The 23,229-nt window shown below is 57.8% G+C and carries 22 protein-coding genes and 1 other annotated feature; of the genes, 5 read left to right on the forward strand and 17 right to left on the reverse strand.

Features of this window, described 5'->3' with window-relative positions:
- Positions 1 to 175: 175 nt before the first annotated feature.
- The gene (locus HGBM_RS07825; protein WP_425358556.1) at positions 176 to 409 is read right to left on the reverse strand and encodes an alpha/beta-type small acid-soluble spore protein; all 234 of its coding nucleotides are present in this window, start codon (positions 407 to 409) and stop codon (positions 176 to 178) included.
- A 101-nt stretch (positions 410 to 510) separates the two neighbouring features.
- Positions 511 to 724: a binding site (T-box leader), on the forward strand.
- A gap of 58 nt (positions 725 to 782) precedes the next feature.
- Here HGBM_RS07825 and trpS point away from each other — a divergent pair.
- Positions 783 to 1,769 (forward strand): tryptophan--tRNA ligase, encoded by a 987-nt coding sequence (trpS, locus tag HGBM_RS07830; protein ID WP_019120539.1) that lies wholly within the window; start codon positions 783 to 785, stop codon positions 1,767 to 1,769.
- Here trpS and HGBM_RS29420 read toward each other — a convergent pair.
- Genes HGBM_RS29420 through HGBM_RS07845 form a run of 3 tightly spaced genes read right to left on the reverse strand, consistent with a single transcriptional unit; the run spans position 1,667 to position 3,773 of the window.
- Positions 1,667 to 2,155 carry a YolD-like family protein gene (locus HGBM_RS29420; protein ID WP_245552901.1) on the reverse strand — a complete coding sequence of 163 codons (489 nt, stop codon included), beginning with the start codon at positions 2,153 to 2,155 and terminating at the stop codon, positions 1,667 to 1,669. The two genes, trpS and HGBM_RS29420, sit on opposite strands and share 103 nt — an antisense overlap.
- Entirely contained in the window at positions 2,152 to 2,541 is a 390-nt protein-coding gene (locus tag HGBM_RS07840; RefSeq protein ID WP_019120541.1) for a YhjD family protein, read from the reverse strand. Before HGBM_RS07840 ends, HGBM_RS29420 begins: the two co-directional genes overlap by 4 nt.
- Complete coding sequence (locus HGBM_RS07845; RefSeq protein ID WP_019120542.1) at positions 2,538 to 3,773, reverse strand: DNA polymerase IV; 1,236 nt, start codon at positions 3,771 to 3,773, stop codon at positions 2,538 to 2,540. Before HGBM_RS07845 ends, HGBM_RS07840 begins: the two co-directional genes overlap by 4 nt.
- A gap of 250 nt (positions 3,774 to 4,023) precedes the next feature.
- On the opposite strand from HGBM_RS07845, the gene hemQ reads away from it, so the two are divergent.
- Positions 4,024 to 4,776 (forward strand): hydrogen peroxide-dependent heme synthase, encoded by a 753-nt coding sequence (gene hemQ, locus HGBM_RS07850; protein ID WP_019120543.1) that lies wholly within the window; start codon positions 4,024 to 4,026, stop codon positions 4,774 to 4,776.
- Between the two features lie 594 nt (positions 4,777 to 5,370).
- On the opposite strand, the gene thiD is transcribed toward hemQ, so the two are convergent.
- Positions 5,371 to 6,183: a bifunctional hydroxymethylpyrimidine kinase/phosphomethylpyrimidine kinase gene (gene thiD, locus HGBM_RS07860; RefSeq protein ID WP_019120545.1), complete on the reverse strand. Its 813-nt coding sequence runs from the start codon at positions 6,181 to 6,183 to the stop codon at positions 5,371 to 5,373.
- Between the two features lie 120 nt (positions 6,184 to 6,303).
- Between thiD and pdxR the strand changes: the two genes are divergently transcribed.
- Both pdxR and HGBM_RS07870 read left to right on the forward strand, forming a co-directional pair.
- Positions 6,304 to 7,776: a MocR-like pyridoxine biosynthesis transcription factor PdxR gene (pdxR, locus tag HGBM_RS07865; protein ID WP_019120546.1), complete on the forward strand. Its 1,473-nt coding sequence runs from the start codon at positions 6,304 to 6,306 to the stop codon at positions 7,774 to 7,776.
- 160 nt (positions 7,777 to 7,936) lie between these two features.
- The gene (locus tag HGBM_RS07870) at positions 7,937 to 8,806 is read left to right on the forward strand and encodes a LysR family transcriptional regulator (protein ID WP_019120547.1); all 870 of its coding nucleotides are present in this window, start codon (positions 7,937 to 7,939) and stop codon (positions 8,804 to 8,806) included.
- Between the two features lie 42 nt (positions 8,807 to 8,848).
- Here HGBM_RS07870 and HGBM_RS07875 read toward each other — a convergent pair whose 3' ends face one another.
- The 12 genes from HGBM_RS07875 to HGBM_RS07930 form a co-directional block, all read right to left on the reverse strand.
- Positions 8,849 to 9,814: an aminopeptidase gene (locus HGBM_RS07875; protein ID WP_019120548.1), complete on the reverse strand. Its 966-nt coding sequence runs from the start codon at positions 9,812 to 9,814 to the stop codon at positions 8,849 to 8,851.
- Positions 9,815 to 9,844: 30 nt separating this feature from the next.
- Positions 9,845 to 10,537 carry a GntR family transcriptional regulator gene (locus tag HGBM_RS07880; protein ID WP_019120549.1) on the reverse strand — a complete coding sequence of 231 codons (693 nt, stop codon included), beginning with the start codon at positions 10,535 to 10,537 and terminating at the stop codon, positions 9,845 to 9,847.
- Positions 10,534 to 12,882 carry a xanthine dehydrogenase family protein molybdopterin-binding subunit gene (locus HGBM_RS07885; RefSeq protein ID WP_019120550.1) on the reverse strand — a complete coding sequence of 783 codons (2,349 nt, stop codon included), beginning with the start codon at positions 12,880 to 12,882 and terminating at the stop codon, positions 10,534 to 10,536. Before HGBM_RS07885 ends, HGBM_RS07880 begins: the two co-directional genes overlap by 4 nt.
- The gene (locus HGBM_RS07890) at positions 12,879 to 15,203 is read right to left on the reverse strand and encodes a xanthine dehydrogenase family protein molybdopterin-binding subunit (protein ID WP_081590136.1); all 2,325 of its coding nucleotides are present in this window, start codon (positions 15,201 to 15,203) and stop codon (positions 12,879 to 12,881) included. The genes HGBM_RS07885 and HGBM_RS07890 overlap by 4 nt, the downstream gene beginning before the upstream one ends.
- Before the next feature lie 5 nt (positions 15,204 to 15,208).
- The gene (locus tag HGBM_RS07895; protein WP_019120552.1) at positions 15,209 to 15,736 is read right to left on the reverse strand and encodes a (2Fe-2S)-binding protein; all 528 of its coding nucleotides are present in this window, start codon (positions 15,734 to 15,736) and stop codon (positions 15,209 to 15,211) included.
- 26 nt (positions 15,737 to 15,762) lie between these two features.
- On the reverse strand, positions 15,763 to 16,641 hold the full coding sequence (locus HGBM_RS07900; protein WP_019120553.1) for an FAD binding domain-containing protein: 879 nt from the start codon (positions 16,639 to 16,641) through the stop codon (positions 15,763 to 15,765).
- Positions 16,622 to 17,044, reverse strand: a complete 423-nt coding sequence (locus HGBM_RS07905) for a VOC family protein (protein ID WP_035286722.1) — start codon at positions 17,042 to 17,044, stop codon at positions 16,622 to 16,624. The genes HGBM_RS07900 and HGBM_RS07905 overlap by 20 nt, the downstream gene beginning before the upstream one ends.
- A 46-nt stretch (positions 17,045 to 17,090) precedes the next feature.
- Positions 17,091 to 17,975 (reverse strand): nitrilase-related carbon-nitrogen hydrolase, encoded by an 885-nt coding sequence (locus HGBM_RS07910; RefSeq protein ID WP_019120555.1) that lies wholly within the window; start codon positions 17,973 to 17,975, stop codon positions 17,091 to 17,093.
- Positions 17,976 to 17,982: 7 nt separating this feature from the next.
- Positions 17,983 to 18,825 carry an SDR family oxidoreductase gene (locus tag HGBM_RS07915; protein WP_019120556.1) on the reverse strand — a complete coding sequence of 281 codons (843 nt, stop codon included), beginning with the start codon at positions 18,823 to 18,825 and terminating at the stop codon, positions 17,983 to 17,985.
- Between the two features lie 20 nt (positions 18,826 to 18,845).
- Positions 18,846 to 19,292 (reverse strand): SRPBCC family protein, encoded by a 447-nt coding sequence (locus HGBM_RS07920; protein ID WP_019120557.1) that lies wholly within the window; start codon positions 19,290 to 19,292, stop codon positions 18,846 to 18,848.
- Between the two features lie 12 nt (positions 19,293 to 19,304).
- A complete protein-coding gene (locus HGBM_RS07925) occupies positions 19,305 to 19,958 on the reverse strand; it encodes a cyclase family protein (protein WP_019120558.1) in 654 nt (217 codons plus the stop codon).
- Between the two features lie 102 nt (positions 19,959 to 20,060).
- Complete coding sequence (locus HGBM_RS07930) at positions 20,061 to 21,302, reverse strand: MFS transporter (RefSeq protein ID WP_019120559.1); 1,242 nt, start codon at positions 21,300 to 21,302, stop codon at positions 20,061 to 20,063.
- Positions 21,303 to 21,683: 381 nt separating this feature from the next.
- Between HGBM_RS07930 and HGBM_RS07935 the strand changes: the two genes are divergently transcribed.
- Positions 21,684 to 23,222 (forward strand): hypothetical protein, encoded by a 1,539-nt coding sequence (locus tag HGBM_RS07935; protein ID WP_019120560.1) that lies wholly within the window; start codon positions 21,684 to 21,686, stop codon positions 23,220 to 23,222.
- Positions 23,223 to 23,229: the final 7 nt, after the last annotated feature.

Below are 23,229 nucleotides of genomic sequence, written 5' to 3' on the forward strand. Positions count from 1 at the left end.
ATAATAACATACATTACAGCGAAATTTCATCCCTGGCAAAACGCAAAAATGAACAATTCCGTGAATCACTTTTGATTTGCCTTACTTTCTGCGTTCAGAGGTGCTCATTCGCGTTCACACGCAGCTTTTATTCGTTTGAAAGCGCCACCCGATATGGATGGCGCCGGAGGCTTTGTTACGACTCAAGTTTCTGGCTTTCTTCGTCGGCCATGTGCGCCTCTGCATAGGCGATCATCTTCTTGACCATATGTCCTCCAATTGTACCCACTTCCCGCGTGGTCATGTCACCCCAGCCACGCTCCCCAATGTCGTCGTCCAGGCCCAGTTCTTTCGCCGTTTCCATCTTCAGACGATCCACTGCCTGTTCGGCGTTCGGTACAACCAGTCGGTTATGACTCAAGTTGGCCACCTCCGGACCTTAGTATTTATCTGTGCCCGGGCTTTATGAGGCCGCCTTTTGACAATCTCTTTCGGGCGTGGTAAATTAATGAACATATAAATGCATACAGCTTGCGTGTAATGATAAAGAGTAGTACATATTGTCTGCTTTCAGAGAGCTTGTGGTTGGTGAAAACAGGCAGTGAGGCAATATGGAATGGACTTTTGAACACCCAAACCGAACCCTCGTGCAGTAGGCTTTGGCGTCTTTCCCTGGCGATATCAGGGCTTGAGTGATTTCTTTGTGAAATAACAAGGGTGGTACCGCGGTCCATTCGTCCCTTTGACAGGTGACGGATGGACCTTTTCCCTTTATTCCAGAAATTTTGCAAGGAGGATTGATCATGGCAACGATCTTTTCCGGCGTTCAACCCAGCGGCATGATTACACTTGGCAATTACCTGGGAGCCATCAAACACTTTGTGGAGTATCAGGATGAGCATCAGTGCTACTACTGCATCGTCAACCAGCACGCCATCACGGTGCCGCAAGACCCCGACAAGCTGCGGGAGAACAGCCGCAATCTGGCTGCGCTTTACCTGGCGGTCGGTCTCGATCCCGAGAAAGTGGTCTTGTTCATCCAATCGGAGGTGCCGGAGCACGCCCAGCTCGCCTGGATCATGCAGACTTTGGCATACGTCGGCGAGCTGGAGAGAATGACCCAGTTCAAGGACAAATCGCAGGGGCGGGGCGACTCCATTCCCGCGGGGCTGCTCACTTACCCGCCGTTGATGGCCGCCGACATCCTGCTGTACAAAACGGACTATGTCCCAGTAGGCGAAGACCAGAAACAGCACATCGAGATTACCCGCGACCTGGCGCAGCGTTTCAACAACCGCTACCACGAGGTCTTCGTGCTGCCGGAAATCCGCACGCCGAAAGTGGGTGCGAGAATCATGTCCCTGCAGGAGCCGACCAGGAAGATGAGCAAGTCTGATCCCAATCAAAACGCGTTTATCAGCCTCTTGGACGAGCCCGAAGAGATTGTGAAAAAGCTGAAGCGGGCCCAGACGGATTCCGACAACCGGATCGCTTTCGACAAGGAAAACAAACCCGGCATCTCCAACCTGATGTCGATCTACTCCCTCTGCTCCGGACAAAGCATCGAAGAGATCGAAGCGGCTTACGAAGGCAAGGGATACGGCCAGTTCAAGTCCGACCTGGCGGAGCTCGTCGTCAGTCTTCTCGAACCGATCCAGGCCCGTTACCGCGAGCTGGTCAAGAGCGACTATCTGGACCAGGTGCTGGACGCCGGGGCCCTAAAAGCACGCGAAACCGCCTCGCGAACGCTGCAGGAAGTGGAAGCGGCGATGGGCTTGTCGCGGAGGTGAATACAGGAAAAGGTGTCGGTTATCCGACACCTTTTGCTTATGTCCCTAGCTGCGCTCGACCGCATACAGCGCTTCAAACGGCAGCCAATCCACCCGGTCCAGCGAGCGAAACTTGAGACGGCCCGCGGCCTGGTCGAGGTGGCGATGATTCCTGCGTGCCGCTGCATCATCCGCCCGTCGAAAAACGTCACGGTGACGCTGCACTTGTCCCGAAACGCCTGCCACACCTGCTCGCTCAGCTCTGCCCGCTGTTCGTCATCCAGCGTCGGCGGTATGTACCGCGCTTCCTCCGCTTTGATCCGCAAATACAGCTCGCGGTGTTCCGGCAGCACGAATCGGCTGGCGGCAAACAAATTCTCCTTTTTGGAAGTGGGCTTATCTCTCATGTGTCATTCCTCCCGTGTTCTTTCAGCCAAAGCCCGACCCGCTCCCGGCACTCGGCCTGAAGCAGCTCAATGGAATAAACGACTTCCCGCAGATAGCCGCGCAGACGTACCTGCACACAGTAGCAGCTTCCCTGTTTTCGGCTGGTCAGCAGGATGCAGCCGATTTGACGGAGCTGCCGTTTCATCCGGTAATGCCGCCTTTCCGCCCACCGGGACAGCTCCTCGACGATCTCCCGGTAGGACAGCTTGAGCGGCGCCATCTGCATCGCATCCAGGTCGACCACCGCCGCCTTAAACAGCAGCCCAAACAAGACACATTCCCGCAGCAGTTCCTGCCAGCCGCCTTCGTCCGCTCCATCTCGAACAGGGCCGCCGCCCCCCGTCATTTATAATGGCCCCCGATTTTGGCCGCCCGCTCCTGTGCCTGCCCTGCCGGTAGCAGCGAGACGGCCCGCAAAATCGCGTCATTGCCGTACTTGGCCCGAATGCTGTCCATTGTGCGTCCAAGGGAGCGCTGCCGGGTTTTGTCTTCAAACAAGCTGAGCTGGCAATAGTCATCCGGGGTGAGCTGCCCGAGATGGACGCCTACGCTGCGCACCGGCGTATGCTGCCAATGCCGTTCGAACAGGCGGCAGACCGCGCGGTAGAGCGTCATCGCGTCATTGGTCGGCTCGGGCAGCTTCATCTGCCGCCAAAAACCAGTCGACTGCTCAAAATCCGCGCCGCGGCAGCCGACAGACGCCACCATCCCCATCAGCTGCTTGCTGCGCGAGCGCCGGCAGACCTCCTCACACAGCTCCAGCAGCACCACTTTGATGTCGGCAGAGGTATGGTAGTCGCGGGGCAGCGTCATGTGATGGCCGATCCCCTTTTGCAGATCGTGTGTCCGCGGCGATACCGGCGAGTCATCCAGACCGTGCGCCGTCCGCCACAGCACTTCGCCGTTGACGCCCCAGCGGCGGCTGACCAGCTCCGGCGAGGCGGCAGCCAGCTGGCCGATGCGGTAGATGCCAATGCGGTGAAAATGCCGCTTCATCCGCGAACCGACCCCGAACAGCTTCTCGATCGGCAGCGGCCACAGCGTCTCCGGCAGCTCTTCCCGCTTCAGCCAGAAAATCCCCTGCTCCTGTTTTTTGGCAAAGTTGTCGCAGGCCATTTTGGCCAGCACTTTATTTTCCCCGATCCCGACGCGGCAGACGATGCCCGTCTCCAGCCACACCCTCCGGCGAATCTGCTCCGCCAGCGTCCACGGATCGCCGAACAGCGACAGGCTGCCGGTCACATCGAGGAACTGTTCGTCGATCGAATACGGCTCCACCAAATCGGTAAACGCTTCGAAGATGCGCGTAATCTGTACCGACATCCGCAGGTAGGTCTCCATCCGCGGGCGAACGACGACGAGGTCCCGGCACTTCTGCTGGGCCTTCCAGAGCACCTCTGCCGTCGTCACGCCGTACGCTTTGGCCAGCGGGCAGGCGGCCAGCACCACCCCGCTCCGCCGCTGTGGATCTCCGGCGACGACGATTGGTTTATCGCGCAGCGCAGGATTGGCTGCTTTTTCTACACTGGCAAAAAAACTCTGCATGTCTGCGAGAAAAATGATTCGCTTGCCGTCCATGCTTCCTCCTCCTGACAGGAACATGTGTTCTCGATCTCATTATACCAAACGTATGTTCTTTTTATACTGCCAATTTCACCCTTTCGCCCGTCAACATTTTGACAAAAAAGCATAAGGAGGAGGCAATGTTTTGAGATACAATGATGGAGGAGGCATGTCAAAAACTGTGAACGACTCTGCTGTTGTGCTATACTAGTCGACATGGCCTTCATAAAAAGCTTCTCACCTGTAAAAAAGGAGTTGGGATCACATGAGCCAAAACGAAGCAGCACTTACACTGGAAGGTTGGTACGCACTGCACGATTTTCGTAAAATAGATTGGGCGGCATGGAAGTCGATCACGGAACAGGAGCGTAAAGCCGCAGTGGACGAACTGCTCTCCCTCAGCCACACCTGGGCAGCCAACGAAAAAGCCGGCGAGGGCAGCACGGTGATGTACTCCATCCTCGGCCACAAGGCGGACCTGCTCTTTATGTTCCTGCGCCCTACCCTGCAGGAGCTGAACGACATCGAGACGGCGTTTAACAAGACGCGTTTCGCCGACTTCACCTCCCCGGACTACTCCTATGTGTCCGTCGTGGAGATGAGCAACTACGTCCACAATCCCGGCGAAGACCCGAAAGCCAATCCGCAAATCCGCGCCCGTCTCTATCCGGAGCTGCCAAAGACGGAGCACATCTGCTTCTATCCGATGAACAAGAAGCGCGACGGCAACGACAACTGGTACATGCTGTCCATGGAGGAGCGCCGGGAGATGATGCGCTCTCACGGTCTGATCGGGCGCAAATACGCGGGCAAGCTGAAGCAGATCATCACCGGATCGGTCGGATTCGACGATTGGGAATGGGGCGTCACCCTGTTCGGCAACGATCCGCTCGACTTTAAATACATCATCTACGAAATGCGCTTTGACGAAGTCAGCGCTCGCTTCGGCGAGTTTGGCACCTTCCTGGTCGGCAACCTGCTGACGGAGGAGAAGCTGCAAAAGCTGCTGGCGATCTGAGGGGGCTGGACGGGAAAAAGAGCATCCATTTTGATGCTCTTTTTTATGTTAAATATTTCCCTTTCTTCCCAACTTCCTTTTTGGCGTTTGAAAACATTGTGGATGGAGAAAGAGAAAAATGGGCTCGCTCCGTTCGTGGCACGCCAACGGGGAAGCGGGGATGTCCGTCTGCACTCCAAAAAACGGCACGTCGACCAAAAACGACTGGAAGTATTTCAACGTAGAATTTGGTCGACAAGCGTGTGCCGTTTTTTTCCGTTCCGACTGGGTAAGCGTGCCAAGGCCTGCGCTCGCTCCATTTTTCTCTTTCTCCTCGCTGCTTTTCTCCTTACAAGAACGCTGCATCATTTCTTCGCCCCGCGGGTTGGTCCCATCGGAAACGGTCCAAGTGAAGGACTTGTTTGGACGGTCTGGGGGCTGTTTACACTCTCGATGATTTTGGGATTCGGCACCCTGTTCCACTCCATTTACTGGATTGTCAAAGAGAAAAAGCAAAAGTGACACGGAGCGGATGGGCTCATCCTGCTCCCCGGCAAAGACAAAAAGGAGTGGCCGCCGGGCACACTCCCTTTTCCATATAAATGAGGCAAATCCTTATTTCGCTTGTCCGTACTTGCGGTAAGCGGCATGGTTGGTCGGGCCAAAGCCGATGCCGAGCGAGAAAGAGTGACGAATGGCCGCGGTGATAAACGCTTTGGCCGTTTTGACCGCATCCGGCACGGAATTGCCTTTGGCCAGCTCGGCGGTAATCGCCGCAGAATACGTGCAACCGGCGCCGTGGGTGTTGGGCGTCTCGATCCGCTCCGTCTCCAACAGCTCAAAGTCCTTGCCGTCGTACAGCACATCCACCGCCACGTCGCTGTTATCCAGCTTGCCGCCTTTTACCAGCACGTACTTGGGACCAAACGAATGAATCTGGCGGGCCGCTTCCTTCATCTCATCCAGCGTCGCGATTCGCTCCTTGTTGGTCAGCGTTGCCGCTTCCTGCAGGTTGGGCGTCACCACGGTCGCGGTCGGAATCAACAGCTCCCGCATGGCACTCACCATGCCGCCGGCGATCAAGGTATCGCTTCCTTTGCAGACCATGACCGGGTCGATCACCACGTTTGGCAGCGAATGCTGTTTGATCTTGCGGGCGACCAGTTCGATGATCTCTTCTGCGTAAAGCATCCCCGTCTTCATCGCGTCTACGCCCATCACTTCGACGATGCCCTCGATCTGTTCCTCGATCAGGCTGAGCGGCTGGGTGTAGACATTGTGCGAAAGGTCAGCTCTGGAGACGACGATCGTGGTGATGGCCGTCATGCCGAACACGTCGCGTTCCTGGAACGTTTTCAAGTCGGCTTCCAGTCCGGCGCCTCCTTTAATATCTGACCCCGCGATTGTCAGTGCTCTTTTTATGCTCATCGTTCATTCCCCCTGATATTGGAGATAGGATTGCAGCTCCTGCTGCCGTCACCGTCATTTTACTGTATACTTGTGTGTAACAGTCAATATCAGTTTGTAACACTTTTGGAGTTGATACCATTGAAAATTGAGCTTAACCGCAGCTCCCACATCCCACTCTCGCAGCAAATCCACCAGGCGCTGGCCGACCGCATCCTGTCGGGATACTTCCCAAAAGGGTCGCGTCTGCCCTCGGTCCGCAAGCTTGCCGGGCTGCTGCACGTAAGCCCGGTTACGGTCATACACGCCTTGGACATGTTGGAGAAAGAAAAGCTGGTGACCCGCATACAGGGCAAAGGCACGTTTGTGTACGAACAGAGAACGGACGGCCAGGAAGGGCAACAGCAAGACCCCATGCCCTTGCAGATACCCGATTATATACACCGCTCACAGTACTTGTACTACAATCAAATGCCGGCCGAATTCAATTTTGCCTCCTCATCGGTCGACCCCGCGCTGCTGCCGACAAAGCTGCTTGCCGAAAGCATCCAGCATTTGGCTCGGCATCAACCGGAAATCCTGGCGCAATACGGAGAGATTCAGGGCGATCTGGAACTGCGTCAGGTGCTGGCCAAGTACTTGACCCAGGAAAGTCTGTTCACCACGCCGCAGGAAATTCTCGTCACCAACGGCTCGCAGCAGGGAATCGACCTGGTGGCCCGCAGTTTTATCGGGCCGGGTGACGTCGTCGTGACAGAGGAACCCACCTATGCCGCGGCGATTGACGTATTTCGCAGCCGGGGGGCGGCGGTTGTCTCGGTGCCGATGGACGAAGAAGGGATGCGTATCGACAAACTGACCGCCTTGTTGGACACGTACACGCCCAAGCTGGTTTATACAATACCGACGTTCCAAAATCCGACCGGCAAGGTGATGAGCGTACGCCGGCGCAAACAATTGCTCGAACTGGCCAACGAACTAGGCTTCCTGATTTTGGAGGATGACCCGTGGAGTGAGATCTACTACGATGAAACCCCTCCGCCCCACATCAAATCGATGGATACGAGCGGCAGCGTGATCTATTTGAAGGGACTCAGCAAAATCCTGTCGCCGGGCTGCCGCATCGGGTTTCTCATCGCCTCGGTAAACATCCTGAACCGTTTGATCGTCGCGAAAACCAATGCCGATTTGGGCAACCCCCTGTTGAATCAAAAGGTAATCCTGCCGATTTTGGAATCCAACCGCATTGGGCGCCAGTTGGGGGAGCTGCGGAGCACCTTGAAAAAGCGGCGCGACCTGACACTGAAGCTGCTGGGGCAGCAGGCTCCGGCAGGCACCTCCTGGATTGTGCCAAAGGGCGGGTTCAACCTGTGGATTTCCCTGCCCGATTGGGCCAATACGAACGAGCTGTTGGGTGAAGCGGAAAAACGGAATGTCACCTACCTGCCCGGTTCTTCCTGCTATCCCGGAGAGATGGAGTGGAATCATCTGCGGATCAGCTTTTCGTTTGTAGATGAAGATCACCTCAAGCGGGGAATTCGCGAGCTGTGTGCGCTGATTGACTCCTATCTCAGCTCGCCCGAGGAGCGAAAAGGACTTACGCCGCTGTTTTAACGGCAGAATGGAGAGGACTGCGACTGCAAGTTTTCGCAGTCTTCTTCTTGCCCAAAATCAACATCGGCAGACTGGCTGCTGCGAATTTTCTTCTGTGATATAATAGCGATGCAAATAGAATAGTTGAAATATTCAGTTAATACTTTGCTTTGGAGAGGGGTTGACGGCGATAAACCTTCTGTATCTGGAAACTTTTCTGGCTGTTTGCGAGTACCGGAATTTTACCGAGGCGGCAAAACACCTGTACGTGCCCCAGCCTACGGTGACAAATCGGATCCATTATTTAGAGGCGGAATTGGGACAAGAGCTGTTTGCCAGAGGAAAATCGGGGAAGAGAAGCGTGAGGCTTACAGAGGCGGGACGAATCTTTTTACCGTATGCCCGGAACGTTGTCGCGTCAATCGTAGCCGCCAAAAAAGAGCTGACCGCCCGCAGCCAAAGCAACCTGATCAGAATCGGCAGTTCCGTTCCGTTTACCCATCCGTTTATCATCGACAAGATCAAGGCATTGTACAGCTTCCATCAAGACATCAGTCTATCCTTTACCGAAAAAGCGAATGTGTTCCATCTGCTTCGCGACAACACGTTCGATATCGCCTTTACGACTGATTGTCAGGCAGAGGCGAATTTTGAAAGCCATCTGCTTGGCACCGAAGACTTTCAATTGATTCTGTCGGCGGAAAATCCCTTGTCCAGCTGCCCGTACATCGAGGACTTTACCTGTATGGAATCGGAAAATCTGATCTGCTATAAGCCATACGTCAACAGCTTGGAAGAGTCGCTGTTATCCCGATACCACTTCAAGAAAAAGCTGCTGTCCAACCAGCTCGGGATCATCCGCAACCTGCTCAAGCACAATTACGGCATTACCCTGCTGCCTCCGCTCCTCCTGGACAAAGAGCTTCAGACGGACAATTTAAAAAGCATTCCCTTAAAGCTGGACATTCCGGCAAAAAAAATATCTTATTCTCTGGTTTACAAAAAAGGCCAGCTCCCCTACATGGACGAGCTTTTACGCGATCATGCCTGAAGAAGGCCGGGATCCTCACAGCGAGGAAACCGGCCTTTGCCTTTATTTGATCAGCAGCTTCCCGTTGTCGACCACACATTCGCCGTCGATCCAGACGGTGGGAGCGAGCAGCAGTCCGTCCAAATGGATCGAGCTCTCCACTGTTCCGCCGATCACATGGCTGTCCCCGATCGCGATGTGAACCGTACCCTCCGCTTTTTTATCCTCCGCCATATTGCCGATCAGGCGGGCATTGGGGTTGGTGCCGATGGCAAATTCCGCGATGTTGCGGGCTCCCTCGTCCGCCTCTTCCACCAGTTTTCTCAGCTTGTCGGCGGATTTCCCGCCCTCGATGCTCGTCACTCTGCCCTGTTCCACTTTGAGGCGGATCGGGGCGTCGAGCAAACCGATGCCGTCCATCGTGTGGTCGATCACCAGTGTTCCCTCCGCTGTCCCTTCCACCGGGGCGATCGCCGCCTCTCCGTCAGGCATCGCGGCAAATGTGCCAGGTCCCTTGACCAGACCGGTCAGCATGATCCCCGTTCTGCCCTCGACGCTTAAGCTTAAATCCGTTCCGGAAGGCGAGGTAATCCTTACCGCCCCGCCTTTTGTCATTTTTTGCCTGACCAGTTCGGACACCCGGTCAATCTCTTTGTAATCCGCTCCGACAGCACCGTACAGCATCAGCTCTTTGGTCACGCCGCGCATGACCAAGACGCGTTTGCCCGCCTGGAGCGCCTCTTTGGTCGCATTGGTATGGGTAATGGCGTAGGTGATCGGCTGCAGGATCACATCTGCCGCCTTCATCGCCGCCGCCACCACTGCCGGCGGCTCTACCCCGTGCGTTTTGCGCGGTGCAATCACCAGGAGAATCGGCTCGGCGCCCATGGCGGCTACGCAGGAAGCGAATACTTCGCCGATCTCTGTCGTATTTGTATCCGAGACGATGCAGACGCTCTCCCCTGCTTCCAGCTTGACAGAATCCTTCAAAATACGGCTGGCTGCCGCATACAGGTTAAAGTTTTCCATAACAAATCTCTCCTCGTCGTGATTTGCCTCTTACCTGGCCAGCTCCGCCTCCAGTTCTTTGGCGGCATTGAGCACCTGAAGCGACGAATCCCAGATGTGTTCCTGGGCGCTCTTGCGGGCCAACTCCGGGTCCCTGGCCGTGATCGCCGCGAAAATCTCCTGATGCTGGTGAAGCGTCGTGACCCGCCGCTGCTTGTTGCGGGACCAGCTCATCGAGCACAGCAGGTGGATCGTCGCCCGAAGCTGGGACAGGGAATTGATCAGGGCGTGATTGTCGCCTGCGGCGGCAATGGCGTGATGAAACTCGTTGTTGTGCCGGACCGCCTCCTTTTCGTCGGGCAGTTCGAGTTCCAGGTTGGCTCTGGCCAGGTCCAGAATCTGCCCGATCGCCTCCAGCTTCTGCTTATCCCCGCGCTTGGCTGCCAATTCCGCCGACAGCCCCTCCAACTCGGCGCGCAGCTCGTAAAAATCCCTGATCTCCTTCAAGGTAAGCCGGCGCAGCCGGACACCGTGGTGGGGCACCGACTCGAGTATCCGCTCCTGCACAAGCATCCGCAGCGCTTCGCGGATGGGAGTGCTGCTCACCCCTAAAAGCTCCTTGATTTCCCTCTCCCGAATCCATTCGCCGATCTGAAATTTTCCGGCGGCGAACAGTTCGTTTAACCGATGATAGACCGCCATGGCCGCCGTTTCCTTGACGAGTTTGCCAGAAGATTCGATCATTCCGCTCCTCCCCTGTCGACAGCAGCCGCCGCCGAACGGCTGCCCAGCAATTGACTGATGTAAGACGGTTTGACCGGGATTCGGCCAATCGGAATTTTCCAAGGGCGCAGGGCGTCCTCCACTGCGGATTGGATGGCGGCCGGCACCGGAATGGTCCCGCTTTCGCCCGTTCCTTTGATCCCCAGCGGGTTGAGCGGGGACGGCGTCTCGATATGCGCTACCGTCAGCTCCGGACTTTCGCAGGACGTCGGCACCAGATAATCCATCAGCGTACTGGTCAGCAGTTGACCCTGCCGGTCGTAGACGACTTCTTCGTACAAGGCGGTACCCACCCCGTTGACGATGCCGCCGTGGATCTGCCCGTTCACGACCAGCGGATTGATCAGGCGGCCGGAATCATGTACCGATGTATACTGCAAGATTTTGATTTCACAGGAAGCGGGGTCCACCTCCACCACGGCGATATCCGCCATCGACGTAACCGCCGCGGCCGGGGGAGCGAAGTACTCGGTAACCTCCAGACCGGGCGAAACGGGCAGGGAGTAGGTCGTCCCCGGGTACAACCCCTTGGCTTCACGGGCCGCTTCCGCTAGAGAAATGCAGCAGTCCGGATCGTTTTTCAGGCGAATATACCCTTGGGAAAGCTCCAGCATCTCCACTTCCGCCTGCAGCCTACAAGCAGCAATCGCCAGCGCCTTCTCCTTGACGGCCTGGGCCGCTTTGTAGATCGCCGTTCCCGTAATCGTGGCAATCCTGCTGGCAAACGTCCCCGTACCATAAGAGATCAACGAAGTGTCCCCCTGGCACACCGTCACCTGCGGCAGCGGCACGTCCAATACCTCCGCGGCGATCTGGGCCAGCGTGGTCTCGTGTCCCTGCCCCTGCGAGGCTGCCCCGGTCAGCACCGTCACCTCTCCGGTGGTCTCCACTCTGACCGTCGCTCCCTCGAAGGAACCAAACCCCGTATTTTCAATCGCCACTGCCGTACCGATGCCGATATGCCGCCCGAGCCGCCGGCATTCTTCCTGCTTTTGACGCCAGTCGCCGTAACGGCTGCGTTTGACCGCCTCGTCCAGCAGCCTGGCGTAATCGCCGCTGTCGTACACCTGCGGCGAGCCGTCCCTCGACAACAGGCCGGTGTGATAGGGGAATTCATCCGCCTGGATGAGGTTTCTATGCCTGATCTCGATCGGGTCGAGATTCAGCTTTTGCGCTGCCTGATCGAGCAGCCGGTTTAAGATCAGGGCAGCTTGCGGTCGGCCCGCGCCCCGAAATGGCGCCAGCGGAACCGTATTGGTGTAGAGGACCTGGACGTCGCAGAAGTAATTTGGCACCTTGTACGGCCCCGGAATCAGCGTGGAGGTCATCAGCGGCACGATGATGCCCCAGGGCACGTACGCTCCGGTATTGGCCAGCATGGCGTCGGTAACGGCGAGAATCTTTCCGTCTGCGCTCACGCCGAGCGACGCCTCGTGGATCTGTTCCCGCTCGTGAATGCAGCTCATCATGTGCTCCATGCGGTCTTCGACCCAGCGGACAGGCGCACCGAGCCGGCGAGCCGCCCAGCAGACGAGAAAATCTTCCACGTAAAACGGCGCTTTCGCCCCAAACGCGCCGCCGACGTCCGGGGCGATCACCCGCACCTGTCGTTCCGGAAGGTCGAGCAATCTTGCCAAAATGCTGCGCATTTCGTGCTGATTCTGCGTGGCGGCGTACACTTCCAGAGCCGGATTTGTCCCCTCCTCCCGCCAGACCGCCAAAAGGCCCCTGGTCTCGATCGGCAAACAGCTTACCCTGCCGATCTGAAACTGCTGGGTCACCACCACGTCGGCTGCCTGCATGGCAGCCTTTGCATCGCCGATCGACTGGGTGAATCGGGCCGCGAGGTTGGAGTCGAGGTGCTCGTGGGCCAGCGGGGCGTCTGCTCCAATCGCGTCCTGCAGCTGGGCGACCGCCGGCAGCGGCTCGTAGCGGACATCGATCAAATCCAGCGCGTCCTCCGCGATATACCGCGTTTCGGCAACCACCATGGCGACAGGTTCACCGACGTGGTGCACCGTCCTGTTCAGGGGCCGCTGGGTGACCGGAGTCAGGTTGGCGTGGGGAAACAGCACAGGCAGAAAGGGAAAGTCTATGGCATCATCAGGCCCGTATACGGCCACCACTCCCGGCAGCCCGCGCGCCTGTTCCAGACTGATGTCGGCAATTCGCGCGTGGGCGTGCGGACTGCGGAGAAAAGCGGCGCTCAGCGTGCCCTGCACGGTTATGTCAGCAATATAGCGGCCGCCGCCTCGCAGCAGCCGCGGGTCTATTTTTCGTTTGATCGGCTTCCCGAACCACTTCATGACAACACTTCAGCCCCTTTCGGCCTGTTCTTTCCCTGCCGGATCGCCTGTCTGATCAGCTCCGGACGAATCGGCAGGGAAGTGATGGCAAGCCCGTAATCCTGAAGCGCATGGCAGACGGCATTGGCCACGGCGGGTGCCACTGCCACGGTACCGCCTTCTCCTGCGCCTTTTACGCCCAGGGGGTTGAGCAAAGACGGCGCCCACTCCAATATCTCCACTTCCACATCGGGTACCTCCATCGAACTCGGCAGCAGGTAATCCATGAACGTCCCCGACAAAAGCTGCCCGGTTTCGTCGTAGTACAGCTTTTCGAAGAGCGCTCCTCCCAGTCCCTGCGCCATTCCGCCGACCAATTGCCCCTTCACCAGCAGCGGATTGATCGCCCGCCCGACATCGTAGGCCAGGTAGTACCGGTTGATCTTGATTCGTCCGGTATCCTGATCCACTTCCACTTCAGCGGCGTGCACGCCGTAGGGATACGTCATATGGGCTGCCGAAAAGGTGTACTCTTCCCGCAGCCGGATGCCCTGCCGCCTGCATTCCTCCAGCAACTGCGCAAAGGAGAGCAGCGTTTGTCCGGTTGCCTGCATGACGACCGACTCGCCCAGAAGGCCAAGCTGTGCGGTCTCGATCTGCAGCAGACCGGCGGCAGTCTGCAGCATTTTGCTCCGGAGCGCGTCAGCCGCCTGCCAGGCCGCCGTTCCCCCCATGACCGTTCCGCGGGTGGCAAACGATCCATTTCCCTTGGGAACGGCAGCGGTGTCTCCATGAACCACCCGGATCTTGGTATAAGGGAGGCCAAGCCGGTCGCTGCACACTTGAGCCAGCATCGTCTTGACGCCTTGGCCCACATCAGCCAGACCCGTCTTGCAGCAGGCCTCGCCATTTTCCAGCAGCTCCACCTCGGCCCACTCCCACGGCCCCAGACCCGACTTCTCGACAAACATCGCCAGCCCCATGCCGAGCAGCCGGCCCGAGGCCGCCGCTTCTGCCTTCCTCGCGGCAAAGCCGTCCCAGTTCATCACGCGGCGCACGTGAGCCAGAATCCGCGGGTAATCGCCGCTGTCCAGCTCCACCTCCTGGCCGAGTGCGGAGATTCCGTTGGAGTAAGGCATTTGCTCCGGCCGGATGACGTTTATCTCCCGCACCTTGAGCGGGTCGCGCCCCAACGTTTTGGCGATCATGTCCATCACCCGCTCGCGCACGAAGGTGCCTTCAAATCTGCCGGGTCCCCGGTACGTACCCGTAGGTGTTTTGTTGGTGGCGACGACGTGGGTGGTCAGCTCCAGGGCTTCGATATCGTAGGGACCGGGCAGCATTGCCTGCGTCAAGGCGGGAACCGTTACCCCGTGGGTGCGGATATACGCGCCCGTATCCACGAAGATCTCGTCTCGCAGTGCGAGAATCCGCCCTTCTTCATCAAACCCGACGGTCACGCGGTGCTTTTGCTGCCGGGAGTGGTTGGTGGCGACCAGGTGTTCCAGCCGGTCTTCGATCCAGCGGACCGGGCGGCCGATCTGCATGGCGGCGTACGGAATCAGGAAGTCCTCGGGATAAAACTCGCCGCGCGGGCCAAAGCCGCCGCCTACGTCTGTTTCCACGCAGCGGATTTGGCTTTCATCCTGTTTCAACAGCCTGGCGAGGATTTGCCGGTTAAAATGGACGACTTTGGTGGTGCCGTACACGGTCAGTTTCCCGCTGGTCCTGTTGGGGTCGTAGACTGCGAGCAGCCCCCTCGTCTCCAGCGGCACACCGGTGTGGCGCTGTACGTACAGCTCCTCCTGCAAGACGTGCGGAGATTCCTTCAACTTTTCCTCTACCGAGCCTTTTTGGGAGTGAATGACAAACAAATCGTTGCTGCCGACAGCCGGATGCAGCAGGCCCGCATCTGCCGAGAGCGCCTGATCAACGCTCGCCACCGGGGCCAGCGGTTCATAGTCGATCTCGACAAGCTCGGCAGCGTCTTCGGCGGCGTACCGGTTTTTCGCCACGATCAGCGCGACCGGTTCGCCGACGTAGCGGACCTTATCCTTTGCCAGCGGATACTGCAGGGCAAGCTCCAGCGAGCCCTCCGGTGACAAGCGCATCGGAATCGGCGGGAGATCATCCGGCAAATCGTTTACGGTCAAGACCAGCAAAACATCCGGCCGATTGGCCGCCTGCTGCGTGCGAATGGCCCGCAGGTTGGCGTGAGCGTGCTGGCTTCTTACGATGACCGCCTCACACTGTCCGGGCAGTTGGATGTCCCCCACATAGCGGCCTTTTCCCCTGACCAGGCGCGGATCCTCCACACGCTTCACGCTGGTGCCTATCGTCATCAAGTTCACTTCCCTCCCCGGCAGATGCGGGCCGCCTGTTCTACCGCATCGATGATCGACTGGTACCCGGTGCATCTGCACAAGTTGCCGGAGATGCCATCGCGGATCTCCTCGCGGCTGGGATTCGGGTTTTCCTGCAAAAAGTGGTACGCCGTCATCAGCATGCCCGGGGTGCAAAAGCCGCACTGCAGGCCGTGATGCTCCCAAAACGCTTCCTGCAGGGGATGAAGCGGTCCATCGTCTTCAGCCAGTCCCTCTACCGTCAAAAGCTCGGCGCCGTTCGCCTGGACTCCGAAGACGAGACAGGAGCGGACCGGCCGTCCATTCATGATAATGGTGCAAGCCCCGCAGATTCCGTGTTCGCAGCCGACATGCGTCCCGGTTAAACCCAGTTCGTCCCGGAGCACATCCGAGAGGAGCATCCGCGGCTCGACGGATACGGTGTGCGCCACTCCGTTGACCTTCAAATGGACTTGGGCCAGTGTACGGCCCGGCGCGTTGGCTGCAGGTGTTTCCAGCGTGTGATCGCCCATGCTACCACCTCCTATCGATTGTCCAATTAAGTCAAACTCAGCCGGGCCCGTCCGAGTGCCGTCTCCAGCGCGCGCCTGCCCAATGTGACACTCAAATCCCGCCGGTACTCTGCACTCGCATGAATGTCGGACTCCGGTTCGACGATGTCCCTGATCTGTTCGCAGCACTCCTGGATGAGCCGGCTGTCGGGCTCCAGGCCGAGAAGTGCGTCTGTCACCTGATCAAGTTTGACCGGAGCCCCGTCCACACCGCCCAGGCCGAGACTGGCGGCGGCGATTTTCCCCGCTTCGTCCAAGGTTACCGCCGCGGCCGCCAGCACTATGGCAAAATCCCCTTTGCGCAGCGCGAATTCTTCAATCGCATGGCCGCTTCTCGGTTGAATCCGGGGGAATTGCACCGCGACCAAAAGCTCATTTGGCTCGATCGCCGTCGTCAGATAAGTCAGGAAGAACTCTTCGGCCGGGACAACGCGCTCGCCGTCAAGCGAGGCCAGCGTGACCGCTCCGCCGAGCGTGCAGAGGATCACCGGCAGCTCTGCCGTCGGGTCGGCGTGGACTAGACTTCCGCCGACCGTCCCCCGCGAGCGTATCTGCGGGTGGCCGATCAGCTTGATGCCCTCCGCCAGCATCGGACAATAGCGTGCCACCTCAGGCGATTGCTCGATCAGAAACTGCCTGGTCATGCCTCCAATCTGAATCTCCTCTTCGCTCACCCGAATCGATTCCAGCTCGCCGATTCGGCCGATGTCAATCAGCACCTTGGGGCTTGCCAGGCGCATGTTCATCGTCGGGATCAGGCTTTGTCCTCCCGCGAGAATCTTGGCCTCAAAACCGTGCTGTTCCAATAACAGCAGCGCCTCATGCACCGTCTGTGGACTGTAGTAGTCAAACACTGCCGGTTTCACTGCAATCCCCCTCTGTGACGAATTCTCCCAGGACACCGCACAAGGCCTCCCGCTTTAAAAAACAGATTTGCGTCTTTCCCGCGCCTGCCCGCGGCGCCCAGTCCGCGACGGGAATGTTCTCCCGGATCAGCCGGCTGCACTCTGCGGCGATATCGTCCACTTGAAACGCCAGGTGCTCGATCCCTTCCCCGTGCTCCTGCAGAAAGTCCCAGGCGGTGCTGCCCGGCCGAAGCGGCTGGATCAGCTCCAGCAGGATCTCCCCCAATGGAAAAAACGCGATGCGGAGCAAGCCTGCTCCATAGTCCTCGATCCGGTCCAGTTTGACCCCCAGCACCTCTTGGTACTTCAAGATGGCGGCCTCCAGATCGGAAACGATGATGCCGATGTGATTCAGCTTTGTCACAGACAATCTTTCGCACCCCTTTCTGACGGCGAAAATTCAAGTGCCGTCAAACACTTGAATTTTCGCCTTGTTTGCTCGTTATCTCGTTCTGTTTGACAAGCAGGGTGTACTGGCCCGGACAGCGATCGAGCAGCAGATCATTTTTTGTCCCGACGCGCTTGTTTCGCGACAGCTTCGGGTCGATCTCGGCGATCAGCACATCCGCCTCGCGCTTTGCTGCCGGGCCTGCCGCGATCCGCGACTGGGAATCGACGACCAGGCTCGAACCGAGAAATTGCACCCCGTTTTCCCCCCCGGCGCGGTTGGCGCAAGCGATGGAAATCCGGTTGCTGTAGCTGTGCGCCACCGCGAGGTAGTTGGCCAGACAGTACCCCTTTTCATCCCACAGAATCGACTTGCCGATCGACGTCCAGGTCGTGGGGACGAGCAGCAGCTCGCACCCGGCCAAGGCAAGTGAGCGAACCGCTTCGGGAAACCGCAGATCGTAGCAGATCAGCATCCCGACATGAACGTCAAGCGATTCCAGATAAAACAGGGGAAATCCCAGGTTGCCGGGTGTCAGGTATTCCGTTTCCCAGTCGAACAGGTGCACTTTCCGGTAGCGGCCGACAATGCCGCCGGGGCCGACAAGCACGGCTGTGTTGTACAAGCGGCCCGCTTCCCGCTCGATGATCCCGCCGGCGATGTAGCCGCCGTGTGCAGCGGCAGTCTCGCGCCAGGCCGAGACGCTCGGTCCATCCAGCGTCTCGGCCAGTTCGTCCGCTTCCTGCCTGGAGCCGACGATGTAATGGTGGTTGGAGCACTCGGGCAGGACGACGACTTCGGCCCCGCTGCGAAAGGCGGCTTCGATCATGTTTTGATTCGCTTCCCGGTTGCGCTGCAGATTGGCCAGCCCCTGCAGGTTGTTCGACTGGACGACGCCGATTTTCATCTTTGGATTACTCCGCCGCAGCCTTCTCGGCCGCTGTCAGCCGCTGCTGTTTTCTGTCCAATATCGCCTTCATCTGGCCGCCGTCAATCGTCAGCGCCGCATTGTGGACAAAGCTGGCCCGCTCGGAGGCGAGGAAGACGACCACGTCGGCCACTTCCTGAGCTGTCGCGATCCGGCCGAACGGCATCGATTTGGCGGCGGCGTCATTGGCTTCTTCGATGCTGATACCCATGTCGCGGGCATACGCCTCGGTCAGCGTCGCCCAGCGCCCGGTATCGACCGGTCCCGGGTTGACGCTGTTGATCCGGATGTTCTCGTTTCCGTATTGGTTGGCCAGGGCCTCCATGACAGCCAGGTCGGCCGCGTTCACGGCCGTGCCGGTCAGCTCCCACCAGGAAGGCTTGACGCCGTCGTTTCCGATCACGTTGACAATGACGCCGTGTTTTTGCTTGAGGAATTGCGGAATCGTCGCCTTCGCCATCCGCAGGTAGCCGCGAAACTTCAGGCCGAGGGCAAAATCCCAGTCTTCTTCGGTGAGATCCAGCAGAAGTCCGCCCGGGGCAGCCCCGGCGCAGTTGATCAGAATATCGATTTTGCCGAAGTGCTGGACGGTTTGGCGAACGGCCTCCTGGGCGTCAGCCTCGTGCTGCAGGTCGGCCGAGATCGTCAGAACGTCGGCTCCCGGCACCTCACCCATCAGCAAATCCTTGGCCTTTTGCAAATCTTCCGGATTTCTCGCCACCAGCGCCACGCGGGCGCCTTCCCGCAGAAACGTCAACCCGGTCTGACGTCCAATCCCTTTGCTCCCGCCGGTAATCAACACGACCTTGCCATTCAATCCAAGATCCATCTTCCTCTTCCTCCCTTTTCTCAACTGATTTGGGCATTCGTCTCCTTGGCAATCTTCTTGAAAAAGTCGTTGACGATCAGCTTGGCGATCCCGGCCAAAATCCGCTGCCCGACTCCGGCAATCTTGCCGCCTACCTGCGCCGTCCCGCTGTACTGGATGTGAGTCTTGGCGTTCTCGGAGATCAGCTCCACGACCGCGTCTCCGCTGACAAATCCGACCGGGCTGTTGGCGGTCATCACCAGGCGGTAGCGGTCGGGTTCGCACTTCTCCAGTATTTGAATCGTGGACTCGTACTCTCCGCGTACCGCAGCCACCCCTACGCTGATCTTTGCCTGGTAACAATCCGGTCCGACTTCCGTCAACGTCTTGCAGCCAGGTGTCGCCTTCTGCAAGGTCGAAGGGTCGTTCAGCACCCGCCACACTTCCTCCTTGCCGGCGTTTACCACAATCTCTCCGGCTACCTCCATGCAGATTCCCCCTTAATCCTCGATTTGTGCCACGACTCGCGCCGGGGAGCCATCCCCGCCCACCACCGGCAGAGGCAGTGCGATCAACGTGAATTCACGGGCACCGATCAGGTGCAGATTCACCAAGTTTTCAATCAAGGGAATCTCACTCCCGAGCAAAATCGGATGGTTGGGATACGGCGCCGCTCCGTCTACGGCAAAGTCCAACCCCAGCGCGGCGATCCCGGCGTCCCGCAGCCAGGCCGCCGCTTCCTCGGATAGGTACGGATTGTCTGCATAGAGTTCCGGTTTATTCCAATGCTCGGATGCCCAGCCGCTCCACAGCACCACTCGCTTTCCCCGGATCTGTTCGGCTGTCACCCGGCCGACCGTCGTCAGTTCTGACAGAGAAATTTCGTGATTCGGCGAAACTGCTTCCCGCAGATCGACCAGGACAGCCGGCCCGATGAACAGATCCAGCGGAAGCTGTTCGATTGTCTTTCCGTCCGGGAAAAAGTGATAGGGCGAATCGATATGGGTGCCGGTGTGTATGCTGAAGCGGACTTCCGTATTGGACCGCCCTTCCACCTCGTGTGTCGTGATCGGTGTAAACGTGATCGGGGGATGCCCTTCCAGCCCTTGTACCTCCGGCCCCCAGGGCATCGTCAAATCAACGAGTCTTGCCATCTATACCCCTCCTTCATCGGTCCTTTGTCAGATTTGTCATGCCTCTCTCCCGATCGGCCTCACCCCCTTTGCACAAACGCCCGGCGATTGCGAGAAAGAAGATCAAACGTTCTCTTGAACGAGAGCAGCCTCCTTGCTGTCAGGCGCCTCTTTTACCCGCGTCTCTTTGCCGAGGATTAGGACGTTGAGCGCAGCCAGCATGCTGGCGATAAAAAAGAGCGAGAAGATGGCTGTAAACGAGACTTTTGCCGCTACCAGGTACCCGACTGCCAGCGGGCCTGCGATCGCGCCGATACGCCCTGCCGCGTTGGCGTAACCGGAACCTGTGCCGCGGACGTCAGGCTCGTACTGATCGGTTGTGTAGGCGTAGGTGGTGCCTGTTACTCCGAGGTAGAAAAACGACAAGGCCATGCCTGCTGCGATCAGTACCGGCAGCGTCTCTGCCGTGCCGAAGAAGTAAGCGCTGATGGCCGACATTACGAGATAGGTGATCAGGACAAACTTCCGCCCCACCTTCTCAACAAGCCATGCTGCGCTGTAGAATCCCGGCAATTGCGTCAGCGTCATGAGCAGCACGTATCCGAAGCTTTTAATCAGGCCGAATCCCTTGATGACCAGCACGGACGGCAGCCATAAAAACATTCCGTGATAGCAGAACATGACGAAAATCCAGAGAATCCACAGCATGGCTGTCGGGCGGGCGTATTTGGGAGACCAGAGCGCCTTCAGGTTTTGCAGCATGGTCGGTTTGGGTCTGCCCGACGCTTGAAAAGCGGGAGAATCGGGGAGGCCCCAGCGCATGTAAATCGCCAGGAGTGCCGGCAGTGCACCGATGATTAACGCCGAGCGCCAGCCGAAGATCGGCATGATGAAGTAGGCAATCACCGCTGACAGGATCCAGCCTACAGCCCAAAAACTCTCCAGCAGTACGACCATTCGTCCCCGTCTGTGGGCGGGTACGTTATCTGCTACCAGGGTGGAGGCGACAGGAAGCTCTCCTCCCAGCCCAAGGCCGATGAAGAACCTGAATACGAGCAGCACGGCAAACGTAGGAGCGAGCGCCGAAGCGCCGCTGGCAATCGAAAACAGCAGCACGGTGAACATCAGCACTTTGTTGCGTCCAAAGCGGTCCGCCATGGAACCGGCCACGATGGACCCGATCATCATGCCAATTGCGTTGACACTGCCAATCCAGCCGGTCTCTTGCGGGGTCAACTGCCATTCCCCCATCAAAGCAGCAGCAATAAAAGAGATGAGTCCTACATCCATTGCGTCAAAAACCCAACTAAGTCCGGCCACGACAAATATCCTGCGAAAGGATAAGGTTTTTACAACGGAACTCACGGGAATCCCCTCTTTTCTGATCCTCATCGGACCGTATCGGTACATCAATGATTCAGGCCAAAAACCAAATAGAAATTACGGAATATTCAGATATATTCTGCTATCCTGTCGCCTCCTCCTTCCTATACGTTTGTTTCTTCGTTCCGAAACGCCCGAACATTCGACTGAATGATCAGACTATTTGCTAGTACAGATTATAATTTATATTCTATATAATGTTAAATATCAAAGGTTTATCATATCATAAAGTTGATGAATGTCATCGTTCCCGGTCCCACCAGTTAATTCCACGCGATTTCTTGGACCGAACAAGTAACGGATCGGCGAATCCCGACGTCAAATACTACAACGAATAAAACCTTTGAGCGAGGAGTGTGGAAGATGAAGGCAATCTCCACTTTGTTGATCCCGTTGACTCTGCTCGTCTTGACAGGATGCTCTGCCTCTTCGGACGCTGTCCGCCAGCCGATCGACTTACAGTCTCCCGAACCGCCGTTGATCCGCGATCAGATCAACGAAACCGCAGCAGGGCCGGAACAAGATACACCATTCGACTACGCCAGTATGACTGACGAGGTTCTGATCCAGCTCAATTCGGAACCTCGTTTGCATTCTCCGCTCCGCACGCTGGTATCGGACGGCCCGCAGGAGTACACCTTGTACTTCCGCCAGCCGATGCAGCGCGATTCCGTAGAACAAGCGCTGCAGGTGCAGGCGAAGGCCTTTCAAAAGGATTGGCCGTACTCCTTCGTGCCCGAGCTTACGTTTGCCTGGAAAAACGACCAGGAGCTGAAAGTGACGGCAAAAGTGCCCGCCTCCGCCAAGGCCGATCAGCTGAGCGATTCCTACCTGCTCGACGTAAAGGGAGCCAAAACCCAAAACGGAACGGTACTGGATGATGTGCCAAACTTCTTTGCCACTGTCACCAAACCGGATCAACTTTGGCGCATCTCACTCGATGGAAAGGTGCGAGAGCAGCTGAGTTCGCTGTCCGAGCCGTACATGTTCAAACAGCTTGGCACGGACGACCGTTACTTTTTCCTGTCCCGCTTTAAGGAGTACTGCGAGTGCGACAAAGAACTGGAACGGCTGTACGCCCTGTACGATGTTGAAACGAAGCAGGTGATTTCGTATCCGGTTCCGCTTGCCACCAACTACGTGGGACCCGGCACGTTCATCGTCGACCGCCGCGGCTTCTTTTACAAACAGCCAGACGAGCAGACCGTTGTTCCGGAGAGTCAGACTGCGGTTCCGGTTCAGGTAGACGGGTATATCCACGGCTCCAGCTTTAGCCGGAATGGCTCGCATCTGCTGCTGGCAGTGGGGCAGGGGCAGGAGCAGCAGCAGACAGATCTCGACCTGGTCGTGTACGCGTTGGAAAACGGGACATCAGAGCGGCTCACGGGCGCACTGAAAGGAAATGTGCCGCTCAGAGAACCAAGCGGCAGCCCCATGCCCATCCATTTTTATGACGATGGCGAGTATGTCTACTATGCGATGCGGGATCAAGAAAAACAAACCGAACAGCGGTATATGTACTCCTGGCAGACGAAACAGATCAGCGCTTGGAACCCTCCGGTTGACGAGTACGCCTGGTCCGGATTTATCATCTCCAGCGACGGCAAGTACCAGATGTATCCCAATGCCGGCGTGTACAAAGGCAAGGAACTGGTCTATCAAGATCTCAACGCGCCCGGAGATTTCTGGATAAACGGAACCCATCTGATGGTCGGACACAAGTATGAAGATGTGCCCGATGGCGTCGCACCGCAGGAGAGCATCACCCTGTTCGACGCCGACACGCAAAAGCGCTGGGTGATCGCGGAACATTTACCGGGCGGCACCTGGGTCATCGGATCCAGCTCTGACGGCAAGTGGATCTATTTGACCACGAATGCGGATCTCGCCTCTCTGCAGTAGGCAGCGT

Origin of the sequence: Brevibacillus massiliensis (genome assembly GCF_000311785.1) — a bacterium.
GTDB classification, from domain to species: Bacteria; Bacillota; Bacilli; order Brevibacillales; family Brevibacillaceae; genus Brevibacillus_C; species Brevibacillus_C massiliensis.

Bases quoted from the DNA above. Each gene is read 5' to 3' on its own strand.
- hemQ (WP_019120543.1), top strand. From the start codon at position 4,024: ATGAGCCAAAACGAAGCAGCACTTACACTGGAAGGTTGGTACGCACTG.
- HGBM_RS07935 (WP_019120560.1), top strand. From the start codon at position 21,684: ATGAAGGCAATCTCCACTTTGTTGATCCCGTTGACTCTGCTCGTCTTG.
- HGBM_RS07920 (WP_019120557.1), bottom strand. From the start codon at position 19,292: ATGGAGGTAGCCGGAGAGATTGTGGTAAACGCCGGCAAGGAGGAAGTG.
- trpS (WP_019120539.1), top strand. From the start codon at position 783: ATGGCAACGATCTTTTCCGGCGTTCAACCCAGCGGCATGATTACACTT.
- HGBM_RS29420 (WP_245552901.1), bottom strand. From the start codon at position 2,155: ATGAGAGATAAGCCCACTTCCAAAAAGGAGAATTTGTTTGCCGCCAGC.
- thiD (WP_019120545.1), bottom strand. From the start codon at position 6,183: ATGAGCATAAAAAGAGCACTGACAATCGCGGGGTCAGATATTAAAGGA.
- HGBM_RS07845 (WP_019120542.1), bottom strand. From the start codon at position 3,773: ATGGACGGCAAGCGAATCATTTTTCTCGCAGACATGCAGAGTTTTTTT.
- HGBM_RS07885 (WP_019120550.1), bottom strand. From the start codon at position 12,882: ATGAAGTGGTTCGGGAAGCCGATCAAACGAAAAATAGACCCGCGGCTG.
- HGBM_RS07915 (WP_019120556.1), bottom strand. From the start codon at position 18,825: ATGGATCTTGGATTGAATGGCAAGGTCGTGTTGATTACCGGCGGGAGC.
- HGBM_RS07925 (WP_019120558.1), bottom strand. From the start codon at position 19,958: ATGGCAAGACTCGTTGATTTGACGATGCCCTGGGGGCCGGAGGTACAA.
- HGBM_RS07875 (WP_019120548.1), bottom strand. From the start codon at position 9,814: ATGGAAAACTTTAACCTGTATGCGGCAGCCAGCCGTATTTTGAAGGAT.
- HGBM_RS07910 (WP_019120555.1), bottom strand. From the start codon at position 17,975: ATGAAAATCGGCGTCGTCCAGTCGAACAACCTGCAGGGGCTGGCCAAT.
- HGBM_RS07895 (WP_019120552.1), bottom strand. From the start codon at position 15,736: ATGGGCGATCACACGCTGGAAACACCTGCAGCCAACGCGCCGGGCCGT.
- HGBM_RS07880 (WP_019120549.1), bottom strand. From the start codon at position 10,537: ATGATCGAATCTTCTGGCAAACTCGTCAAGGAAACGGCGGCCATGGCG.
- HGBM_RS07890 (WP_081590136.1), bottom strand. From the start codon at position 15,203: ATGACGATAGGCACCAGCGTGAAGCGTGTGGAGGATCCGCGCCTGGTC.
- HGBM_RS07840 (WP_019120541.1), bottom strand. From the start codon at position 2,541: ATGACGGGGGGCGGCGGCCCTGTTCGAGATGGAGCGGACGAAGGCGGC.